A 21,789-nucleotide genomic window follows, 5' to 3' on the forward strand; every position below is an offset into this window, starting at 1 on the left:
GACGAAATTTTACTTATTTTTCCATTTAAATTTCGCGAGTAATTTCAGAGAGTAATTTTTTTTCAGCTCCGCTTTTTTTCTTTTTTCGATAAAATTCGAATATGATAATTTTTATATGTCAGGTACCCGAATTATTTAGTCTATATGTGTTTTATGATCAAAAGGTTACCCCAATACACGAGAAGGTTTTAAATTTTCATTGAAGCAATCGCCTTTATTTTTTTGCATTTTACCGGACCACTGACGAAAAAGGACAAAAAAAGAAGACGCCTCTGCAAACCAAAAGCTTCTTCTTTCATCTTTTTATCTATGATTACCGAAACGCAATCACACCGGGCCTCATTTTTTTGCTTTTATCTTCCCTTGTGTTTTTGTTTTTTCTTTTCCTGTCTCAAATCGAATTGTCGCTGTTTTTCTTCTTCCGTTCTTAGGCGATTACGCTTCTTGCGCTCAATTTTATTCTGCTCATGCTCGAGTTTCAAGGCCTGTTGCGCTTTCGTTCCGATGCCTTTTTTTTCCATCTGGCGGCCGATTTCACGCTGCATTCTTTTGGGATTGAGTTCTGCTTTCTGAGTCTCGACCTCAATTTTTGACGCAGTAAAAACAAGGGCGTTGTATCTTTTCAACAAAAAATCATAAATTTCATAATCCTTTGGCTCAGCGCCAAATACGACCTTGGCGGCACGGAGCTCGCCCTGATCAATTTGCTCAAAAACCCCCACCCAAAAGGGCTCTTCAAAAAATACCGTCAGTGTACCAATCGTTTTGTCCATATTCAATTCCTCCTAAAACAAATAGCGAAGAAGGGACAACCTTAGGAGGCAGGTTACTGACAGATCTTTCTGCGTCTGGACTACCAACCAGAACTGTGTTTTTATCCACGCATCAACATTATAACATCTTATCAGACCTAATCTCAATCCGACTTTTTTCTTTTTTGCTGCCCATTAGTCCGGATCTTTCCTGACAACTTTCTCATTTTTAACTTTATCTCATTTGGGGACAATGGCGTGTCGCTGTTTACGCTTAAACGCTAACCATCATAACGACTTTCCAGCTCAAGCAACTTTTCTTTGAAATCCACCCCACCGGCATAACCAGTCAGATTGCCATTTGAACCAATCACGCGGTGACAGGGAATCAAAATGGCGATGGGATTAAGATGATTCGCTCCCCCAACCGCCCGGGATGCTTTCTCGTTGCCGACAGCAATTGCAATGTCCTTATAGGAACATTTTTTTCCATAGGGAATATTTTGTAGCGCCACCCAGACTTTTTTCTGAAAATCTGTTCCCTGGGGTGCCAGTGGCAAATCAAAATTCTTTCGTTGTCCACTCAGGTATTCCTCAAGTTCCCGATGTGCTCTTTTCAGCAACGGGGTTTGGTCCACTCTGCTGTCTTCCGAAATATTTTCACCAAAACACAGTTGGACAACCGCCGTTCCATTTTCAACAATGACGACCTTTCCCAACCTCGTCTGAAAGCAAAATGCGCTTTTCATTATTTCATCTCTTCTCTTAAACTTCGCTCAATACCGTATTTTTTAATAGCAGGGATTTTTTCACATCAATGATTCGCTGATTTTTTGATCCCTTGAACTTCAGCAGCAGGCTCTTTTTTTTCATTTCAAATTTTCCATCCACCAGCAGGTCGGTGTTTTCCAGCAAACGCAGACGCTGTTCATCTTTTTTCGTAAGCAGCTTTTCATAGGTGTAGCCAGTGTAAGCCATAACATGATAACCAAGTTCCCTTGCTCGTTCGGCCAGCTCACCAAAGGCCTCTGGTTGTTCAAAGGGTTCCCCGCCACTTAAGGTAATGCCGTCCAGTAGCGGGTTCTTTTTCATTTCGTTGATGATGGCATCCACTGCCACCAGGTTACCCCCGTTAAAATCGTGGGTGGACGGGTTATGGCAACCGTCGCAGTGATGCGGACAACCCTGGGCAAACACCACAAAGCGGATCCCCGGGCCATCCACAATCGATTCTCTGACAATCCCGGCGATCCTTACTTTTTTGCTCATCACAATTGCTCCATTGCATCACCGGTCCCCATTTGGCCATCGGCATTGAAATGCTTGACCCGGTCTCGTTCCTCCGCTTTTTTGGCATCATTGAAGCGGTCCAGCGTGCCGACCAGATAGCCGGTAATTCTTCTGATCCGCTCGAAGCCTATTGCCCCGTCATCCTTGCGGCCGCATTTTGGGCATTCATCGCCGATAATGCCGGTATAGCCGCAAACCGGGTCTCTGTCAACCGGATGGTTGATGGAACCGTAGCCGACTCCCGCTTCCTTCATGGCCCGAACAATTTTTTCAAAAGCTTCCAGATTGTTCAGGGGATCTCCGTCCATTTCCACATAGGTGATATGTCCCGCGTTAGTCAGCTCATGATAGGGCGCTTCCAGTCTGATTTTTTCGTAGGCGCTCGTCTGGTAATAAACCGGCACATGGAAGCTGTTGGTGTAGTATTCCCGATCGGTTACGCCGGGAATGCTGCCAAAGCGGCTTTGATCCATTTTCACAAAGCGCCCGGCTGTTCCTTCCGCCGGTGTTCCCAGCAGGGTGAAGTTCAGTTTCTGTTTCTGACTTTCTTCATCCATTCTATTTCTCATGTGCCCGATGATTTTCAGTCCCAGTTCCTGGGATGCTTCCGACTCGCCATGGTGTTTTCCGGTTAACGCCTTGAGGCATTCTGCCAGACCGATGAAGCCCATGCTCAGCGTGCCATGCTTCAGGATTTCGCGGACTTCCATCTCCTCTGCCAGATCATCTGAATCGATCCACACGCCCTCGCCCATCAGAAATGGATAGTTTTTCACTTTTTTGCGGGCCTGTATTTCAAACCGCTCCATCAGCTGATCGATGACCAGATCGATTTTTTCATCCAGCTTGTCAAAAAACACTTCCATGTCATGATCGCTTTTGATTGCCAGTTTGGGCAGATTGATTGTCGTGAAGCTCAGGTTGCCTCTGCCGTAGGTAATCTCTCGTGATGGATCATAGACATTTCCGATCACGCGGGTGCGGCAGCCCATGTAGGCAATTTCCGTTTCCGGATGTCCCTCTTTGTAGTATTTCAGGTTGTATGGCGCATCCTGAAAGGAGAAGTTGGGAAACAGCCTTTTGGCACTGACGCGGCAGGCCAGCTTGAACAGATCGTAGTTGGGATCTTCCGGATTGTAATTGATTCCCTCTTTCACTTTAAAAATATGAATGGGGAAAATCGGTGTCTCCCCGTTACCCAGTCCCGCTTCGGTTGCCAGTAGCAGATTTTTCATGACCAGCCGTCCTTCAGTGGAGGTGTCCATGCCGTAGTTGATCGAACTGAACGGAATCTGCGCGCCGGCCCGGCTGTGCATGGTGTTGAGATTATGCACAAAGGCCTCCATAGCCTGATAAACATTCCGGTCGATTTCCTTTTGGGCATTTTTCAGCGCAAAACGCTGCACTTTATTGATCAGTTTTGTCTCTGGAACCCATTGCGCCAGTTTTTTTGCTTCAGCGTCCTGATAAAGCACCGCATCATCCAGACTGGGAATCAAGCCAGACTCCTTTTTAATCTGATCGCAGATTTTTTTCACCTTGTCGGCCGCATCGTCCACTTCCGATAATAAGCTTACGGCTTTTGCCAGATTTTCCCGATAAAGCCGCGCATATGTTTTTTTCACCCCATGAGCCATGGCATATTCAAAATTGGGGATGCTCTGTCCGCCATGCTGATCGTTCTGATTGGATTGAATGGCAATGCAGGCGAGTGAGGCATAACTCTGAATATCATTCGGCTCCCTTAAATGACCGTGTCCGGTGCTGAAACCATCCTTGAACAGCTTCTCCAGGTCAATCTGACAACAGGTCGTTGTCAAAGTCAGAAAATCCATATCGTGAATATGGATATCCCCCTCTTTATGCGCTTTTGTATGTTCCGGTTTCAACACAAACATTTCATTGAACTGCTTGGCGCCCTCCGAACCGTACTTGAGCATGGTTCCCATCGAGGTGTCGCCGTCAATATTGGCATTTTCCCGTTTGATGTCGTTGTCCTTTGCCTCTTTGAAGGTAAGATCGCCATAAATTTTCATCAGCCGGGTATCCATCTCACGAATCCGGTTGCGTTCCGCCCGATAGAGAATGTACTCCTTGGCTGTCCGGGCGTGTCCGGTTTCAATGAGCACCTTCTCAACCGCATCCTGGATTTCCTCAACCGTCGGATTCTTGTTATCCAGTTCTTTCTCAATATATAAGGTAACACGCTCAGCCAGGTTCATCGCCGTCTCGTAGTTTTGCCCCCCGGATGCGCTTGCCGCCTTGAATATGGCATTTGCAATTTTTTCAATGTTAAATGGTGCTTCCCGTCCATCTCGTTTTTTAATTTTAGTAATCATACTGGGTCTTATCCTTCTTTCTTTATCTCACTTTTCTTTTTTTTGCACAAATAAAGAACCTCCCGACAAAGTGTCAAGAGGCCTTCAAAAAATAATTTCGCGGTTCTTACACCCTCTATCACGCGTAGAGTATCGGCGCGAATAATATGGCAGGTACTCTGACTCCGGAAAATTTATTCACTGTAGTCCAATTCTAATGACTTGGACTACGGAAAATATTCCCCATTACAGTGGCGGGACCGTGCAGGACTTGCACCTGCTTCCCCATTGCTGCATCGTTAAGTGCAGCCCCAACATTATTCTTTTTTGTTCTTCACCATTCTAGCACATACTATATATGGTGTCAATTTATTTCAATGGGTACTATTTATGCCAAATCCATTCATTTATGGCACCTATCGGTCAAACCGGATTTTAACGCCAATAAGCTATCAGTACTCTTTGGGCCGTGATTTTCGCAATTGCCTTGATCTGTTTTTATCATACCATAAAAATCAAACCCCGCCACCACTATCTTGACTGCAAACCCTTTCAATTTTTTTCGAAAAATTGATTGACAGGTGCAGAAAGGTAATGTATTATCTATTAAGGTAATATATTACCTTAATAAACTTCGGAGGTATATTTTGAAAAACATCGACGCCATGACTGATCGTCAATTTATATTTGGTTCCCTCCAAATCGTCTCAAATCAATTGGACACCCTGCTTGAGCGCGAACTCAAAGAAGACGGTTTAACGTCCAAGCAATGGCTGCTCACAGCGATTATTCAGAAAAGATTTGATTACGCTCCCACCATCAAAGAAGCTGCCGATGCCATGGGGAGTTCTCATCAGAATGTCAAGCAGGTTGCTTTAAAACTGGAACAGAAAGGATTCCTGGTCCTGGAAAAAGACAAAAAAGATGCCCGGGTTACCCGGATCAGATTCACGGATAAAATTGATACCTTTAAAACAGAAACCCAACTAAAGGCTGATCGTTTTACCGAAAATCTGTTTGCTGGAATATCGGGAGATGAAATGGCAGTTGCGCGGTCTATGCTTACAAAAATGCTGTTCAATCTGCAAAAAATGGATACTGAAAAATAAAACAGGAGGTCAATTCAAATGAAAAAAGTAATCACCATCATTTTAGTTGTTGTCGGAGTGATTGTATTGGCAATCGGAGGCGGAATACTGTATATCACAAGTGGCCTGGAATCAGGGGCAAATTTAGCAATCAACTCTGTGAATGTTGCCCAGCTTGCGGACGGTAGTTATACCGGAACTTATGACGGCGGCAGATGGAGCAATGAAGTCGCGGTAACGATAAGCGATCATCAGATCTCTCAGATTGACGTTGTCAAAACGGTCAAATTTGAAAAACCTGAAGCTACCGACGCCTTATTCAGCCGGGTCATCCAAAAGCAGGATACCACGGTTGACGTCATCAGCGGTGCAACCGTAACAAGCAAGGCCTATTTAAAATCCATCGAAAATGCTTTATCTCATTAAATAGCCATTTGCAAAACTGCCGTTAGTTTCGCAATTGCCCGATTCTTTCAAAATAAAAAGGCTGCCGCCAAACTCGTATGTTCGATTACGAGTTTGGCGGCAGCCTTTTTTTATAATTACGTTATGCTGGGATTTTCATTGATTTCTTCCAGCGATTTCCCCATCGTCTCTTTTCCAAACAATATAACGACCAATGCGACAATGACAAATACCATTGTCAGCATAATAAACACATTTGTATAACCGGTTTCGGCACCAAAGTAGTTGTAGATAACCGGCACGATAAACGGCGCGATGAATGCGCCAATTCGTCCAAATGCAGCTGCCCATCCAGAGCCGGTGGCTCTGAAGAAAGTGGGATAGACTTCCGGTGTATACGCATAAACGCATCCCCATGAACCCAGACTGAAGAAATAAAGCAGTGAACCGAATATCAATATCTGTTCAACGCTTCCGGCATGCCCGAACAGCCATGCCGACAAGGCTGTTCCCGCAAAGTAAATTGCCAGCACCTTTTTCCGCCCCAATCTTTCAACAAGATAAGCGGCGCTGAAATATCCCGGCAGCTGTGCCAGACACATAATCAGCGTAAATTCAAAACTCTTGGTCAGCGCAAACCCTTTTGCCACTAAAAGGGTCGGTGTCCAAAGCACAAAGCCATAGTATCCAAAATTAATGCCAAACCAGATCACCCACAGCACAACCGTGGAGCGGATATATTTTTTTGACCACAAATCAAAGAATGATGCCTTTATATTGTTATCCGTCGACTTTTCTGTTTCGTCGGTCTTTGCCTGACTGGTGATATTTGCCTGGCTTTCCATCTTCATCACCAAATCTTCAGCTTCATTTATTTTTCCGACAGATTGCAGATAGCGCGGTGATTCAGGAACGGCCATTCGGAAGACAGCAGCAAAAAGCGCCGGGACTCCTCCCACAAAGAACGCCACGCGCCAGCCATAGACGGGAATCAGCATATAGGCAACAAAAGCAGCAATAATCCACCCCCATGCCCAGAAACTTTCCAGCAGGATGACATTTCGGCCGCGTATTTTCGTTGGCGAATACTCACTGACCAGTGTTGATGCTGCCGGCAATTCACCACCAAGTCCAAACCCGGTTAAAAATCTTAAAATTAATAGCATGGTAAAATCAACCGCAAAACCGGAGAGAATACTCGAGATACCATAAATAACCAGTGTCCACATGATTACAGATCTTCGGCCCCATTTATCCGCTGCCATTCCCGACAGCGCCGCACCCAAAATCATCCCGAGCATACCAACACTGCCAAGCAACCCGATTTGACCGGTACTCAACGCCCAGTCTTTACCGATAGCGGCCATAACACCGGATACCATTCCCTGGTCCATCGCATCGAACATCCAGCCAATCCCTGTTAAAAGCAATATTTTCTTTAACATCGGCGTCATAGGTAATTGATCGATCCGTGAAGCAATGTTCATCATAATTCATAAACTCCTTTTTTTCATATTTATTCCGCCATTATTATAGCACAATTCTTTATTTTTTTACACCTGTCTTTTCATCTGCTATATCTGATGACAAGAAATTTTCTGTTGGCTGCTATGATTCTCCAAAAAATAATGACAGCCGCTGCAAACTTTTGAAATAATCAAGCTGTTTTTAAAAGTTTGCAGCGGCCTTATGAAATTATCATGCGTCATTTGTATCATTATCCTGTCCTGGCACTCACTCCGTGGATACCGGTGCCGGTGCTTTTACGACCACCATTTCCAGTGGTTCTTCGTGTGCGTTTCCTATTTTCAGTTTCGTCTCGAAAGGAATTTTTAAAACGGTTCCGGCCCCGTACTCATGGTTTTCCTGTTCATCCAGTTGCAGGGACAGCGTCCCTCTCAGAACTGTCATATAGACATTGGCATCGGAATAATGCTCCGGAAATCCATCATCTTTATTTAATATCACATGCGTAAAATGGATGTTTTCATCCTGGATGACTTTTTCCACCGTTTTATCATTGCTCATTGTCAATTTGAATACCTGTTCTACCATCTGTATCGCCTCACTTTCTTCGGGAAATCACTTCAACTGTTTTTTACCCAATCGATCGGTTTTTATTCAGAAAATTTACCGTTCCGATCAATCCTTAAGCGAAATATAAATATGTATTTCAGAATTTTCCAGATCCCCTTCACTTTGATATTCTTCAAAATCGCAGCCGAATTTCCGGTTCAGATCCATCCCCCATAGCTTGGTCCAGAAATCCGCCACTGCCGTCTGGGCATGGCCCCGAACCACAAACCTGGCATATTTCCCGGCCGCAATGGTTTTTGAATCAATCCCGACCGGCCAGTCTTTCACTTCCGATACTTCACAGCCGACTGTGACATCATAGGCATCGCTGGCACCGTCGTTATAATTCGAATACAGTCCGATACTGCAGTCGTTCTGCTTGTCTGGAATCGATTCGTAAACGCCGTCTCCATAAAACTTCTGCCATAAACTGCCGATGATCTTTGTCATGTTCTCATCCTGATTGCTCGTTCGCGCCGTTAAGCCCACAACCGTCTTTTCTTTCAGTTCAACTACTTCATATTTCATTTTTTACACCTCATTCATTTGATGAACTCAGTGTAACATAGCTAATATGACACCAGCATGTCATATTATAAATACTTTTTTCGCGCTTTTTCATATTTTTGCGCAATTTTCGTTTTTATCTGTTCCGGTTCCAGCACCTCGAGGTGTTCGCCGTAAGAACTGTAATAGTCGAAGTCGATCACCCTTCGGCCGAGAATTCCGGCCTTGACCAGCTGGAATTTTTCTTTTTCCTTGTCATCGCTTCCCCAATTCGAAAAATCCACATCGATCCAGTTTGAACTGTTTTTATTGAACAGGACGGCCATCTTATTCAGGACCGGATCAGCGGTACGCCCATTAAGCGCATTCAGGCTTTGCAGAGCGGATATGATTTCATTTTGTTCGGTATCTGAAAGCAGGGATTTGTTTAACACATATTCGGATAAAAGACTGATGCCACCGCCTCTTCCCTTGGCTGTATAAATGGGGATACCGGTCTGACTCAGAATCTCGATATCGCGGTAAATAGTCCGCTGTGAAACTTCAAAGTGCTCCGAAAGCTCCCGGGCGGTCACTGTTTTTTTATCCAGCAAGATATAAACTATTTCAAACAATCGATTAATCTGCATTATTTCCTCAGCACCGCAATGATGCCCCTTTCGCATATCTTTATCCTTTTTAGAATCAGCTCAGTGACCAACGCCATTTCGGCACTGTCAGAAGCCCGATCTTTATTTTTTAAGTTTACTATAAAATTCTTCAAATATCAGCTAAATTAAAAAGAATGAACGCAATAATTGGAAAAAGCACCAAAAAAATCTTCTGGCCGATGCCTGATGCATCGACCAGAAGTCCGATTCAATCACGTTTTTCGTTTAGAACCGGTATACTGCGGCAATATCTCTGTCAGTTGGCATTTCGCCTTTTTCGAGGATGACAACCTCTCCGCCTCGGCTGAGAACCGCCTCGGCCATATCATCGTAAATATCTCCGCTATATTGATCCTCTGATTTTCCCTCCACGATGCTGCCATGACTGATGTCGAATCTTCCCGGATGAAATTTGTCTTCCTCTAAATAGAGTGCTGCCACCCGGTTATCCGTGATCGCTCTGGCAATCTGAACCACATCGTCGGATCCCAAATCTTTTGCATGTGCTTCGGTAAATGCTTCCATCCATTCTTTCAACTGCTGTTTGAAAATGCCCTCCATAACACCCTGAACCTTATCATAAAGTGTTTTTTCGTCCATTGAATCAACGTCGCCTATGATGCCTTCTTTAATGAGGTACTGATTCTTGGACAGCTTTCGGAATTCTCCCTGATTTTCATCTAAGCCGACGAGAATCAGCGGCACTTTATAACGATTGGAGTATTGCTCTTGAATAAAGGCATCGGCATAACGAAAGAACTTTAACTGATCGACTTTTTTCTCATCCTTTGCACTGCCATGCCCATGCAGCACTTGCCCGGTCGGTGTTCCCACACTTTTATGGGGAACTGTTTTTTCATCACCCAAAACACCGTCTATCGTTGAGTGCTTTTCATCCAGATGAATTTGATGTATCCGATGCCGGTTTGCTTCATACAGTGCATAGCTATCACCTTTCAGGGCAAGGACATGATAGCGCCCGTTCAGCTGGTAACTTTTCAAGATCGGTTTTATATAAAAACTATCGGCAACGATGGCTCGATTGGTGACACTGATCGGCAGTTTGTATACAATGCATTCTTCGTCATCCGCCAGGATGGCCATGCCCTCCGTGGCGCCTTCCCAGAACAAGGCATCATCCTCCATTATTTTAAACAGTGAAAATAAATCTCTGAAACCTCTCACTTCCTTGTGTTTAATAGACTCCTGCGCTTCTCTCACCAGATTCTTAAAGTAGATGTGATTTTCCAGACGATCCGGTTTTTTTATTTTGGTATCAATATAAATTGAAATCACCGGACTTTTTCCTTTTTCCATAATGGCATGCGGAAATTCCTCAACAATTTTGTATTTCATAATACTCAATCCTCCTTTTCTGGTTGTTGTCTATATTTACCCCTTTCCTTCCTATAATCACACAAAACGTTCCGCTATTCTGTGATTTTATTTTTAGATTCTCCGCTTGTCAGCAAAGCCAAAACACTCCTTATTCCCGGACCCAGCAAATATGGTTATCCCCTCATTTCCGCTAAAAGAAACACGATCTGAAAAGATCACAAAATAGTATCATAATCCTTCTTTGACAAACGCCAGAAACAGTGCTAAGATGTTGCCTATAATTAACTGTAAACGTTAATTGAACTCTGCGCCCGATCATGGCATTCACTCCACACGGGCATAGAGGTAATCATCGTTGTCCTAACCGAAAAGAGTTTTCTGACCGGAAAGGTGCGCATATTGGAAAAAGTATCTATTTTTTGCTATTACGCTCTCTTTCTGTCTATTTTCAGAAAGAGAGCTTTTATTTTTTGAAATTTTGAAACGAGGAAAAAATGCGAACAGAACATGATTTACTAGGAGAAATTGAAGTAGAAGATGATGCCTATTACGGCATTCATACGGTCCGGGCCCTGCAGAACTTTCATATCACCGGCATTCCCATCCATAAAGAGCTAGTCGAGGCTTTGGTGACCATCAAAAAAGCGGCGGCCATCACCAACCGCAGCATCGGTACCCTGGACGCCAATGTGGCGGAAGCCATTATCCTGAGCTGTGATGAAATTCTGGCCGGATATCTGCGGGATCAGTTTGTTGTCGACTGTATGCAGGGTGGCGCCGGCACTTCTGCCAATATGAACGTCAATGAAGTCATCGCCAACCGGGCCATCGAACATTTAGGCGGCCAGAAAGGCGACTATCAGCTGGTCCATCCGCTGGATCACGTGAACCTGCATCAGTCCACCAATGATGTCTTTCCCACCGCCGTCCGTATTGCCGCGATCCGGCTGCTGAAACCCGTCACCGAGTCCTTTGCCGGTCTTCAAACTGCCCTTCAGGAAAAAGAAGAAGAATTTTCAAGGATCATCAAAGCCGGCCGAACCCAGCTGCAGGATGCCGTCCCCGTTACCCTCGGTCAGGAATTCGGCGCCTGGGCCCAGGCCATCTCCCGGGACCGCTGGCGTCTTTACAAAGCCGAAGAACGGCTGCGTCAGGTGAACATCGGCGGCACCGCTGTCGGCACCGGGCTGAATGCCCCCCGCTCCTATATTTTCACGATGATCGAACGCCTCCGCGACCTGACCGGGATCAGTCTTGCCCGAACCGACTATATGATGGATCCGACCCAGAACTGTGATGTCTTTGTGGAAGTTTCCGGACTCCTCAAAACAGCCGCCGTCAATCTGTCAAAAATTGCCAACGATTTACGGCTGCTGTCTTCCGGCCCCTACACCGGCATCGGCGAAATTACCTTGCCGCCGGTTCAGGCCGGTTCTTCGATCATGCCGGGAAAAGTCAACCCGGTTATTCCGGAAGCCGTCAATCAGGCGGCTTTCCAGATCATGGCCAACGAAACGGCCGTCACCCTGGCGGCCATGTCCGGACAGCTCGAACTCAATGCCTTCCTGCCGGTGCTTGCCAAAAATCTGTTTGAATCGCTGGATATTTTAAACAATATCCTGCCCATATTCATAACCCGCTGCATCGAAGGAATTGAGGCCAATGTTGATATCTGTCACCGGAATCTGAACAACAGCACCGTCATGCTTACGGCACTGGCAAGCGAAATCGGGTATGAGAAAGCAACGGAAGCTGCTTTGCTGTTAAAAGAAACCGGTAAACCCATTAAAGAAATTATCATCGAAAACAACTGGCTGGATGAAAAATTGTTGGACGATCTCCTGAAGCCCGAGCGCCTGACCTCCCCCAGTTCAATAAGAAAGGAAATAAAATCATGAATCTGAATAGTATGAACGAAACCCCCATGGCCAGCCGCATGGCAATCGGTCTTTTTGGCAAACGCAACGCCGGAAAATCTTCATTGATCAACGCCTTGACCGATCAGTCGGTGGCGGTGATTTCCGATGTTGCCGGAACCACCACCGACCCCGTTTACAAAACGATGGAGCTGCTGCCGATCGGTCCGGTTGTCTTTATCGATACCGCCGGTCTGGATGACTCCGGCGAACTGGGCCTGCTCCGCATTGAAAAGACCTACGAGGTGCTTCGGAAATGCCACTTCGCCATCGTCGTCGCCGATGTTGAAACGGGCATGACCGACTTCGAAAAAGACTTCATCGAGCAGCTCGACCAGCGCAAAATCCCCAGCGTTTTTGTCCTGAACAAGTGCGACAAGGGCGTGCCATCGGCGGAAGAAATAGCAGCCTTGAAAAAGTCGGTTAAAATCCCCCTCTCTTTCACCAGTGTTTATGACGGTACCGGCATCAAAGCGCTGAAGAAAAAGATCATCGATCACGCCAATTATGAGGATGTTGAGCCGGCACTGGTCGGCGACCTGATTGATTCCGGCGATGTCGCGGTTCTGGTGACACCGATTGACAAGTCGGCGCCCAAGGGCCGTCTCATTCTTCCCCAGCAGCAGACCATCCGCGACATCATCGAAAAGGATGCCGTGGCGATGATCACCAAAGAGCATGAACTCCGGCACACCCTTGAAAGCTTAAGCCAGCCGCCGGCCATTGTCATTACCGATTCCCAGGCTTTCCTGAAAGTCTCCGCCGACACCCCGCCGGGAATACCGTTGACGTCTTTCTCGATCCTGTTCGCACGCCAGAAAACAGATCTGGCCGAAATGGTAAGAGGGATTAAACGGATCGAGCGCCTTGTCCCCGGCGACAAGGTGCTGATCGTTGAAGGCTGCACCCATCACCGCCAGGCGGATGACATCGGCAAGGTGAAAATCCCGCGCTGGATCCGCCAGATTGCCGGTGGTGACATAGAATTTCATTGGGCGGCCGGCGCGCATTATCCAAAAGAGATTGAGGACTACGCTGTGATCGTGCACTGTGGCGGCTGCATGCTGAATCGGCGGGAAATGCAGTACCGCACCCGTACCGCCAGACAAAAAGGTGTATACATCACCAACTACGGCATGCTGATCGCCTATGTCCAGGGCATTCTCAGCCGGGCGCTGGAACCCTTTCCGGCAGCGAAACTGGCATTAGAGGAAAATGATCTCGCCTGATTTTCTGAGCTCCACTGCTCATTGATTCAAAGGCGTAAAAATGTTTTTATAAAAAACTTTAAGTCAGGTGTTTACATGCGGTGTTTCACTTGACTTGAGGATTCATCCTATAATAGAATAGAACGAAGTCGCTTTGATACTGAAACTGACTGCTAAACATGATAACTACAAAGCAAAATATAAAGAAAGTGGGAACAAACAAAAATGCCAATTACGGAAATATTGTCTCAAAATGCGAATCAGTATCGCCAGGATATCAGCCTGGTTGAAATCAATCCGGAGACGCTGGAAAAACATCAAATCAAATGGAGTGAGTTTGAACTCGTTGAAGCAACTTCTGGGATACAATTTCGCCGTGAAATGACCTGGGGCGATTTTGATGACCAGGCCAACCGGTTTGCCAATCTGCTCCTGGACCGAGGCATCAAAAAAGGTGATCAGGTCGCAATATTATTGATGAACTGCCTGGAGTGGCTGCCGATTTATTTTGGTATTTTAAAAACCGGAGCCATTGTTGTTCCGCTTAACTTTCGCTATACTGCCGAAGAAATAAAATACTGTCTGGAATTATCTGAAACGGATCTCTTGATTTTCGGGCCGGAATTCATCGACCGTCTCGATCTGATTAAAGATGATATTCCGCAAGTGAATGCCCTTTTCTTTGTCGGGGAGGACTGTCCGAGCTTTGCCGAAAGCTATGACCTTCTCGCCGCTGATTATTCATCCGCAGCGCCGGATATCAGTCTGGCGGATGAAGATGATGCCGCCCTTTATTTTTCTTCGGGAACCACCGGTTTTCCCAAGGCGATTCTGCACACCCACAGCAGTCTGATGTCGGCCTGCTATACCGAAAACAATCATCATGGCCAGACCCGGGAGGATAATTTTCTCTGTATTCCGCCTCTCTACCATACCGGCGCAAAAATGCACTGGTTCGGCAGTCTGCTGGTCGGCGGCAAAGCTGTTTTGCTCCGTGGCGTCAAGCCAAAATGGGTATTGCAGGCGGTTTCGGAAGAAAAAATCACCATCGTCTGGCTTCTGGTTCCCTGGGCTCAGGATATCCTCGATGCCATCGAAAGAGGCGAAATAAAGCTGACCGACTACGATATCACCCAGTGGCGGCTGATGCACATCGGCGCGCAGCCGGTTCCACCAAGTCTGATTCACCGCTGGAAAGAGTATTTCCCCAATCATCTTTACGACACCAACTATGGTCTGAGCGAATCCATCGGACCGGGTTGCGTTCATCTCGGCACGGAGAATATTCACAAGGTCGGTGCCATCGGAAAACCCGGTTTTAACTGGGAACTGATGATTGCCGATGAAACCGGAACCCCGGTTGCGCAAGGGGATGTCGGTGAACTGGTTGTCAAGGGCCCGGGCTTAATGAAATGCTACTACAACGATCCGGAAGCGACTGCCGCTGTGCTTAAAGATGGCTGGCTGTTCACCGGTGACATGGCCCGCATGGATGAAGACGGCTTTGTCTATCTGGTCGACCGCAAGAAGGATGTCATCATCAGCGGCGGCGAGAACATCTATCCGGTACAGATCGAGGATTTTCTTCATAAACATGAAGCGATCAAGGATGTTGCCGTGATCGGTCTGCCGGATCACCGCCTGGGTGAGATCACCGCTGCGATCATCGAGATAAAGCCCGATTACCAATGCACCATCGATGAAATCGCCGACTTCTGCACTTCGCTTCCGCGCTATAAACGCCCGCGCGAGATCATCTTCGACGCCGTGCCGCGAAACCCGACCGGAAAAATTGAAAAACCGCGGCTCCGGGAAAAATACTGCGGCGGCAGTCTGATTGAAGCCCAAACCGGCAACTGATAACCGGAACGAATCAAAAAGGAAGAGGAAATAATCATGATAGAATTCGATAAGTCAATTGTTTTTATTTTCGTTCTGCTTCTTTTTTGTTATACTTTCAGACTCCTCTATGCCACGCGATTTAGAAAAGACAAATCGTATATTTTTATCATCCTGCTTTTCGGAATGTTTCAACTGACAATTGCCACGTTTTTGGACTTATTTGCCGGCATCATTGATGAGCCTTGTGTTTATCACCTCCTGAAACTATGTTTTACCGTTGGTTCCATCTTTTATGTCATTGGCATCATCCTCTGGAGCGGCTTTACTGCGAATATGATCAATGATCTTGAACGAATGGCCTCACTGGATTCTTTAACCGGCGCGCTCAATCGAAATGGTCTGAACAAGGCGTTTGAAGCCTTGATTGAAAGCGAAAACAGCTTTTATCTGTTTGTCTGCGACCTTGATCATACGAAACTGGTCAATGATACATTGGGACATATCGAAGGCGATAAATTTATTAACAACGCCGCGCAGATAATGGTTGATGCCATCGGAAAGAATGGACATGTTTCGCGAATTGGCGGCGATGAGTTCATCATATTGGCGAAATATTTTGATATCTTAAAAATTGAAGCGACCATTTTTCATATCAAAGCGAAGATTTCAGAACTATATCCCCAGAATAATTTCGGCATCAGCGTTGGTTATGCTTCATTTCCCGAAGATGGTGAAACCTTTGAAGACCTGATTAAAATAGCCGATGCCAGAATGTATGCAGAGAAAAAAAAGAAGCATACCCCTGATCAGAATTGAATCGACCGGAAAACCCGTAACTCTTGAGGTATTGAGAACCCCAGCAGATGTGACACTTAATCACATCTGTTTTTATTTGCATCGATCGCCTGATGGCGGGGATGAATTGCGGCTGCAATAGCCTTGACAGGATCTGTTTTATTGGAAAAGTTACCTTGTTTTACAGAAGACATTATGATATCCTAAAGAAGTTAAATCAGGCTAATCTAAGTTTAATAGTGCACATTGCTGAAAACGTTTAGATTTTCCCTAATCCTTTAAATGAGGTTTTTATGAATATTTCGCTCAGCATCTTTTTAATACTATCCGCCCTGTTCCTGATAATCCTAAGCATCGTCGGGATTAAACACAAAACCGTTTCGAGTGCCCGCGCCTTCTCGCTTCTGATAATCGCAATGGCTATTCACTCACTCGGATATGGCTTTGAACTCTTAAGCACCACTCAGAATGCCATATATTTTTGGACATGCTTCGAATACATCGGCATCTCCTTTTATCCCGTGCTTATTTTGTGGTTTGCAAGCGAATATACCGGATTAAAAAGATTTCCCAACCGATTTGTTTTGCTTTTTGTCTTTGGAATGAACTTGCTGACGCTGATTTTTGTTTGCTCCAACCACCTTCACGGCTTGTACTATTCCCATCTTTCCGTCGATTCAAGTCTTGGGTTTCCGGTATTGGCCACCGAAAAAGGTCCCTGGTACATCGTACAGCCAGTCACATTTTACCTCGCAATCGGATATGCACTGTTCGTATTTTTCATGCGGATGATTAAAACCCGTGGTTCATCGCGTAACTGCGTTGTTCTGATGTTCATCGGAATGCTGATTCCGCTTGTCACCGGCAGCCTCTATCTGGCCGGGATTGGACCCCGTTATATCGATCTTTTTCCCTTTACGTATTTGCTGCTCAGCCTTTTTATTGTAAGTGGATTGAACCGATACGATATTCTGTTTTTAAGTGAAATCACGCACGAAATGGTTTTTAATGCCATTGAAGAACCGGTTATTGTCCTCGATTCCGAAGGCTATATCTTAAATTTCAATCAGGCCTCATGGCAATTGTTCGGTGCCCTCGGCGAATTATCCAACGGGGATAATATTGGCAGTTACCCGATTTTAGCACATCTTCTTTTCGAAAATATGGTTCAACCTGTGACCATTGATGAACGGCATTATCAGGTTCGGCTGATTTCAATTTTAAAACAGCATGGAACCATTATCGTATTCACCAATGTGACAGAAATCACCAACACAAAAAAACAACTGGAAATATTAGCAACGACAGACCAACTGACAGGCCTATACAATCGTCGCTATTTTATGGACTATTTTGATATCGTACAAAATGATGGTGTCATTGTACTGCTGGATATTGATCAGTTTAAAAAAGTCAATGATCAGTTTGGCCATCCCGCCGGTGATACGGTTTTGGTTGAACTCGCCGATTGTCTGCAGGAACATTTCCCTGATGGCATCATCTGCCGGTTGGGTGGCGAGGAATTTGTCGTACTGATTGAAGGTGAAACAGTAAAATCGATTCATCCCCGAGCCGATCGATTTCGGGAGGCTTTCAAATTCAGAAAGACGGAATTTCCGTGCACCCTTTCAATCGGTTTGTGCCATTATGAAAAAAGCAATTACAGTAATGCCATTAACTGTGTCGATAAGCTTTTATATGAAGCAAAAAATGCCGGGAAAAACTGTGTGGTTGCTGAACCGGCCTAACATAGCTGATTCCGAACCCACATTTTCATCCCGACACAGAAACTTTATTGCTTAATTTTTTCTATCATTTGACTGCACTTGTCTTGATTTACCCCTCCCCGATGCAAAAGGTATCGCTAATGGATCGAGCGTTTTTTACGTTTTCCGCCCATCACATCAAAAACATCACTGATGGTCAAAAAGGCGTTTTCGTCTTTTTCATAAACGATGGATTTCAATTTGGAAATTTCCAGCCGCGTCACCACCGAATAGATAATCGTTTTTGGCTCTTTTGAAAAGCCGCCCTTGCCCTGAATAAAGGTGACGCCTCTTCCCAAGCGAGCCAGGATCGCCTCGGCAATCTCATCGGGATTATCGGATACAATCATCGCTGCCTTCTCTTCATCCAAGCCTTCAATGGTAATGTCAATCACTTTGAAAGCAATATAATACGCAAGCAAAGAATACATCGCCCGATCCCAGCCGAAAACCAGACCGGCACTGCTCAGGATAAACAGATTGAAGAACATAACAATCTCACCCACCGAAAAAGAAGATTTTCGGGTTAAAACAATTGCCACCATCTCCGTGCCATCCAGCGACCCGCTGTTGCGGATGATTAAACCGACACCAATTCCTAAAATCATCCCGCCGAATACGGCCGCCAGCAGGATATCATCCGTCAACCCGGGCACCGGTTTGAAAACCGACAGCCAGAATGACAGGGAGACGATCCCAAAACCGGAAGAAAGCACAAAAGTCTTCCCGATCTGTTTGTACCCCATAATCAGAAACGGCAGGTTTAAAACAATGATGAATGCGCTGAGGGGAATTCCTGTCAGATGGCTCATGATGATTGAAATACCGGTAATGCCACCGTCAATGATATTATTGGGAACAAGAAATATTTCCAGTGCAACCGCGGCAATAATCGAACCGATAAAGATGAAAATATATCTCAGTATTTCCTTTTTAATAAAATTTCTTTTCGTCATGGTCATGTGTTATCCTTCCTTTTTAAATTATTCTTCGATGGAATTACGAAACTGCCACGAGCTTCGCAATTGCCTGAATGATTCTTCGCTGTTATAAAATAAAAAATGAAACCGCGATGATCAGGTAAACAGCCAGCAGCTGAACCCCTTCCAGCCAGTTGGATTTGCCATCTCCGGCCACTCTGTTGGCAATAAGCACCGAAAAGATCAGGGCGACCAGTTCAAATTCATTAAAGACAATACTCATCGGCGTGAACAGCAAACTGAGGAATATCAGAACTGGTGTCACAAAGAGGATAATCTGCAGACTCGAACTGATTGCAATTTCAACGGCCACATCCATTTTATTTTTATAGGCCATCACAATGGCGGTACTGTGCTCAGCTGCATTACCAATAATCGGCACCAGAATAATACCAACAAAGAATTCGCTTAAACCAATTGCCTGAGTCATGGGTTCAACCGCCCCCACGAAGAACTCACTCTCCAAGCCGATGAGCACCGTTGCTCCGACCAATACGCCGATGGCTTTTTTAAGGGACCATTTTGAAGTGACTTCCTCGTCATGCTCCACTGCGTAGATATCCTTGTGCGTATAGAACGAAAAATATAAGCTCAGCAGGTAAATGCCGAACATAATCACGGCGACAATCACGCTTAATCCTTCGTACCGGGTATTGAGCAGGTCAGCAGCCACGGTATGGGTAAAAATAGCCGGTATCGTCAGGCCGATCACCGCAAACAGCAACATGCTTGACGAAACTTCAGTCGATTTTTTATTGAACGACTGGGTTTTATATTTAATTCCGCCAACCAGCATACTTAAGCCCAACACCATCAGGATATTGCCGATTACCGAACCGGCGATCGATGCCTTGACGACATCAAACAGTCCGGCCTTTAAAGCAAAAAAAGCAATGATGAGTTCAGTTGCATTGCCAAAAGTTGCATTCAGAAATCCACCGATCCGGGGACCGGAATAATAGGATATCTCCTCCGTTGCTTCCCCCATCATGCCGGCCAGGGGAATGATCGCCAGGGCGGCAAGAACAAACATCAGGGTCGGAGAAACCTGCATGAATTCTCCCACGATACTAATTGGGACAAAAATCAGTAAATATCTCAGTATTTTCATTTTCGCTCTCATCTTTCTATTTTATTCTTATTGACACTTATCTCATTATATGATGATAACATACTGTCATCAATAAAACAAACGAAACAATGCTTTTATGGCCTAATCACCGTATTTCACGCATTTATATTTCTTGTTTTTCCACTAAAATCCAGAGCGATTTCTGTCTGAACCGGATCACAAAAAAACAAACCGGAAATCCGCACCAGGTGCCGATTTCCGGTTTCTCACTGAAGGTTCGTGCTTTAGCAACGCTTACTGTTCTCTTTCTTCAAACAAACAGATTTTTCTGCCCTTTAGAATCAATCCCAGCAATACGGTCAAACCAAGTACAATAAACAGCCAGCCAACCGCATAAAAAAGGGCAATATAGGATGAGTTTGTACCGGCAATATCGAAAACCCCTTTTAGAAAACTGCCCGTCGTCAGGACGGCAATCCCGGAATTATAGCTGTTGTAAAACAGCCGATAACCGGAAAATCTCGTCGTCGTATCGGGAAGTAGCCGGTCCATCAGAATAAACAGCAGCACTCCGCCCAAAAGAGGATACAGAAACATCCATGTCATGACTGCGGAGTGCACCCCATGCCCAAAAAGTCCATAGACTTTGTTGATCACAATCATCAGGATTGATACAATCAGATAGCTCCATATCGTTCGGCGAATCTGTTTTTTTTGACTTTTCTTTTTAGTATCCAAAATAGACAATGTCGCTTACCTCTCTTTCTCCTGAGCTTTTACCATCGGTGGGGTTGTTGACAATTTCACCATTGAAGTACATGGTGGATGATCCGCCGCCATCAAGGTTATAGGCCGTCGTGCAGCCTCGGTCTTTAAATTCCTGGGCAAGTTCCAGCAGCGAAAGCCCAGTACTTTCGCTGGTACGCCCATCCGATACAATGACCACATAGTGCAACTCGGAAATCTGGCCGATGGCAGTTCGGGGATTGCTGGTCATCGCTTGAGATACTTCACTTGAGCTGTCCACCGTGATTTGACTGTTTTCCACGAGGCCGGGGCCAAAGGAAAGGATCTGCCAATTGTCACTCAGCGCTGCCATGCTCGTCTGACTTTCCGAAACAATGGCAAAATTGCCCTCGTTGTCAATCACCAGGGCATCATCATCGCCGGCACTTCTGGCCGTATCCCGGTAGGTTGTGCCATTACGCAATACATAACCACCATCCCGGAATCCATAATAATCCCCGTTGATAGCAAAGATAGCATTTTGTGCTGCAGCCGTTTCAGACGTTGTCGCCTTGATATTTCGTCCATAGGTATTATTCGCAAACGCTGTCTTTAAATAAGAAACATCCGAAACCTGTATATCAGCTACGTAAATCGTAGAGTCGTATTTCTGAACGGTTTCGATGTTAATGTTTATATTTTCGTCCTCATAGGAGTTTTCGGTAATCACCGGATCTGACTGCGTCACAGCCGTCTCCTGAGCTGCCATTGCTGATGGTGATTCAACCACCACGACCGATTTCTGGATCACAAAGGTATCCAACAGCACAAAAGTAACGGCTCCCATCAGCAGCAGGGAAAAAATCGCCGCCCAGCGATAGGGTTTTGAAAAGAAACTTCTCATTGAATATTGCACCCTTTCTTTTTCTTATGACTCAACTTTCCCAGCTCTAAAAATCAGCTGAGACTTTACAACAAGACACGCTGCAGCTTCTAAAAAACAGAAGTTGACAGAAAAATGCACCCAATGTCTGATATAATGAAAATACAAAGTAACAAA

The 21,789-nt window shown here is 45.4% G+C and carries 20 protein-coding genes and 1 riboswitch; of the genes, 7 read left to right on the top strand and 13 right to left on the bottom strand.

Features of this window, described 5'->3' with window-relative positions; all coding sequences use genetic code 11:
• Positions 1-353: 353 nt before the first annotated feature.
• From GH808_RS13740 to GH808_RS13755, 4 genes are all read right to left on the bottom strand, one after another.
• Positions 354-773, bottom strand: a complete 420-nt coding sequence (locus GH808_RS13740) for a YjdF family protein (RefSeq protein ID WP_186843362.1) — start codon at positions 771-773, stop codon at positions 354-356.
• Positions 774-1,033: 260 nt separating this feature from the next.
• Positions 1,034-1,501 (bottom strand): methylated-DNA--[protein]-cysteine S-methyltransferase, encoded by a 468-nt coding sequence (locus GH808_RS13745; protein WP_186843363.1) that lies wholly within the window; start codon positions 1,499-1,501, stop codon positions 1,034-1,036.
• A 16-nt stretch (positions 1,502-1,517) separates the two neighbouring features.
• Positions 1,518-2,021, bottom strand: coding sequence for an anaerobic ribonucleoside-triphosphate reductase activating protein (gene nrdG / locus GH808_RS13750; protein ID WP_186843364.1), 504 nt, complete (start codon positions 2,019-2,021; stop codon positions 1,518-1,520).
• Positions 2,021-4,381: an anaerobic ribonucleoside triphosphate reductase gene (locus GH808_RS13755; protein ID WP_186843365.1), complete on the bottom strand. Its 2,361-nt coding sequence runs from the start codon at positions 4,379-4,381 to the stop codon at positions 2,021-2,023. The genes nrdG and GH808_RS13755 overlap by 1 nt, the downstream gene beginning before the upstream one ends.
• 131 nt (positions 4,382-4,512) lie before the next feature.
• A riboswitch (cobalamin riboswitch) is annotated at positions 4,513-4,689 on the bottom strand.
• Positions 4,690-5,007: 318 nt separating this feature from the next.
• Between GH808_RS13755 and GH808_RS13760 the strand changes: the two genes are divergently transcribed.
• A complete protein-coding gene (locus GH808_RS13760; RefSeq protein ID WP_243166227.1) occupies positions 5,008-5,469 on the top strand; it encodes a MarR family winged helix-turn-helix transcriptional regulator in 462 nt (153 codons plus the stop codon).
• A gap of 18 nt (positions 5,470-5,487) precedes the next feature.
• Positions 5,488-5,874, top strand: a complete 387-nt coding sequence (locus GH808_RS13765) for an FMN-binding protein (RefSeq protein ID WP_186843366.1) — start codon at positions 5,488-5,490, stop codon at positions 5,872-5,874.
• 116 nt (positions 5,875-5,990) lie between these two features.
• Here the strand turns inward: GH808_RS13765 and GH808_RS13770 are convergent, their stop codons facing one another.
• The 5 genes from GH808_RS13770 to GH808_RS13790 all read right to left on the bottom strand — a co-directional run bounded on the left by GH808_RS13770 (position 5,991) and on the right by GH808_RS13790 (position 10,442).
• Complete coding sequence (locus tag GH808_RS13770) at positions 5,991-7,343, bottom strand: MFS transporter (protein WP_186843367.1); 1,353 nt, start codon at positions 7,341-7,343, stop codon at positions 5,991-5,993.
• Between the two features lie 244 nt (positions 7,344-7,587).
• The gene (locus tag GH808_RS13775; protein WP_186843368.1) at positions 7,588-7,908 is read right to left on the bottom strand and encodes a cupin domain-containing protein; all 321 of its coding nucleotides are present in this window, start codon (positions 7,906-7,908) and stop codon (positions 7,588-7,590) included.
• Between the two features lie 87 nt (positions 7,909-7,995).
• Complete coding sequence (locus tag GH808_RS13780) at positions 7,996-8,457, bottom strand: GyrI-like domain-containing protein (RefSeq protein WP_186843369.1); 462 nt, start codon at positions 8,455-8,457, stop codon at positions 7,996-7,998.
• 65 nt (positions 8,458-8,522) lie between these two features.
• Positions 8,523-9,065, bottom strand: a complete 543-nt coding sequence (locus GH808_RS13785; protein ID WP_186843370.1) for a helix-turn-helix transcriptional regulator — start codon at positions 9,063-9,065, stop codon at positions 8,523-8,525.
• 246 nt (positions 9,066-9,311) lie between these two features.
• Positions 9,312-10,442 (bottom strand): baeRF3 domain-containing protein, encoded by a 1,131-nt coding sequence (locus GH808_RS13790; protein WP_186843371.1) that lies wholly within the window; start codon positions 10,440-10,442, stop codon positions 9,312-9,314.
• Between the two features lie 476 nt (positions 10,443-10,918).
• On the opposite strand from GH808_RS13790, the gene GH808_RS13795 reads away from it, so the two are divergent.
• From GH808_RS13795 to GH808_RS13815, 5 genes are all read left to right on the top strand, one after another.
• Positions 10,919-12,322 carry an aspartate ammonia-lyase gene (locus GH808_RS13795; protein WP_186843372.1) on the top strand — a complete coding sequence of 468 codons (1,404 nt, stop codon included), beginning with the start codon at positions 10,919-10,921 and terminating at the stop codon, positions 12,320-12,322.
• Complete coding sequence (gene hydF, locus GH808_RS13800) at positions 12,319-13,569, top strand: [FeFe] hydrogenase H-cluster maturation GTPase HydF (RefSeq protein WP_207722341.1); 1,251 nt, start codon at positions 12,319-12,321, stop codon at positions 13,567-13,569. The genes GH808_RS13795 and hydF overlap by 4 nt, the downstream gene beginning before the upstream one ends.
• 204 nt (positions 13,570-13,773) lie before the next feature.
• Complete coding sequence (locus tag GH808_RS13805; protein ID WP_186843373.1) at positions 13,774-15,408, top strand: class I adenylate-forming enzyme family protein; 1,635 nt, start codon at positions 13,774-13,776, stop codon at positions 15,406-15,408.
• Between the two features lie 36 nt (positions 15,409-15,444).
• A complete protein-coding gene (locus tag GH808_RS13810; RefSeq protein ID WP_186843374.1) occupies positions 15,445-16,206 on the top strand; it encodes a GGDEF domain-containing protein in 762 nt (253 codons plus the stop codon).
• A gap of 272 nt (positions 16,207-16,478) precedes the next feature.
• Entirely contained in the window at positions 16,479-17,933 is a 1,455-nt protein-coding gene (locus GH808_RS13815) for a histidine kinase N-terminal 7TM domain-containing diguanylate cyclase (protein ID WP_186843375.1), read from the top strand.
• A 116-nt stretch (positions 17,934-18,049) separates the two neighbouring features.
• Here GH808_RS13815 and GH808_RS13820 read toward each other — a convergent pair whose 3' ends face one another.
• The 4 genes from GH808_RS13820 to GH808_RS13835 form a co-directional block, all read right to left on the bottom strand.
• Complete coding sequence (locus tag GH808_RS13820; RefSeq protein WP_186843380.1) at positions 18,050-18,907, bottom strand: YitT family protein; 858 nt, start codon at positions 18,905-18,907, stop codon at positions 18,050-18,052.
• A gap of 91 nt (positions 18,908-18,998) precedes the next feature.
• A complete protein-coding gene (cax, locus tag GH808_RS13825; protein WP_186843376.1) occupies positions 18,999-20,042 on the bottom strand; it encodes a calcium/proton exchanger in 1,044 nt (347 codons plus the stop codon).
• A 255-nt stretch (positions 20,043-20,297) separates the two neighbouring features.
• Complete coding sequence (locus tag GH808_RS13830; RefSeq protein ID WP_243166228.1) at positions 20,298-20,750, bottom strand: hypothetical protein; 453 nt, start codon at positions 20,748-20,750, stop codon at positions 20,298-20,300.
• Entirely contained in the window at positions 20,731-21,633 is a 903-nt protein-coding gene (locus tag GH808_RS13835) for a phosphodiester glycosidase family protein (RefSeq protein WP_186843377.1), read from the bottom strand. The genes GH808_RS13830 and GH808_RS13835 overlap by 20 nt, the downstream gene beginning before the upstream one ends.
• Between the last annotated feature and the right edge of the window lie 156 nt (positions 21,634-21,789).

This window comes from Acetobacterium fimetarium (assembly GCF_014284475.1).
GTDB lineage: Bacteria > Bacillota > Clostridia > Eubacteriales > Eubacteriaceae > Acetobacterium > Acetobacterium fimetarium.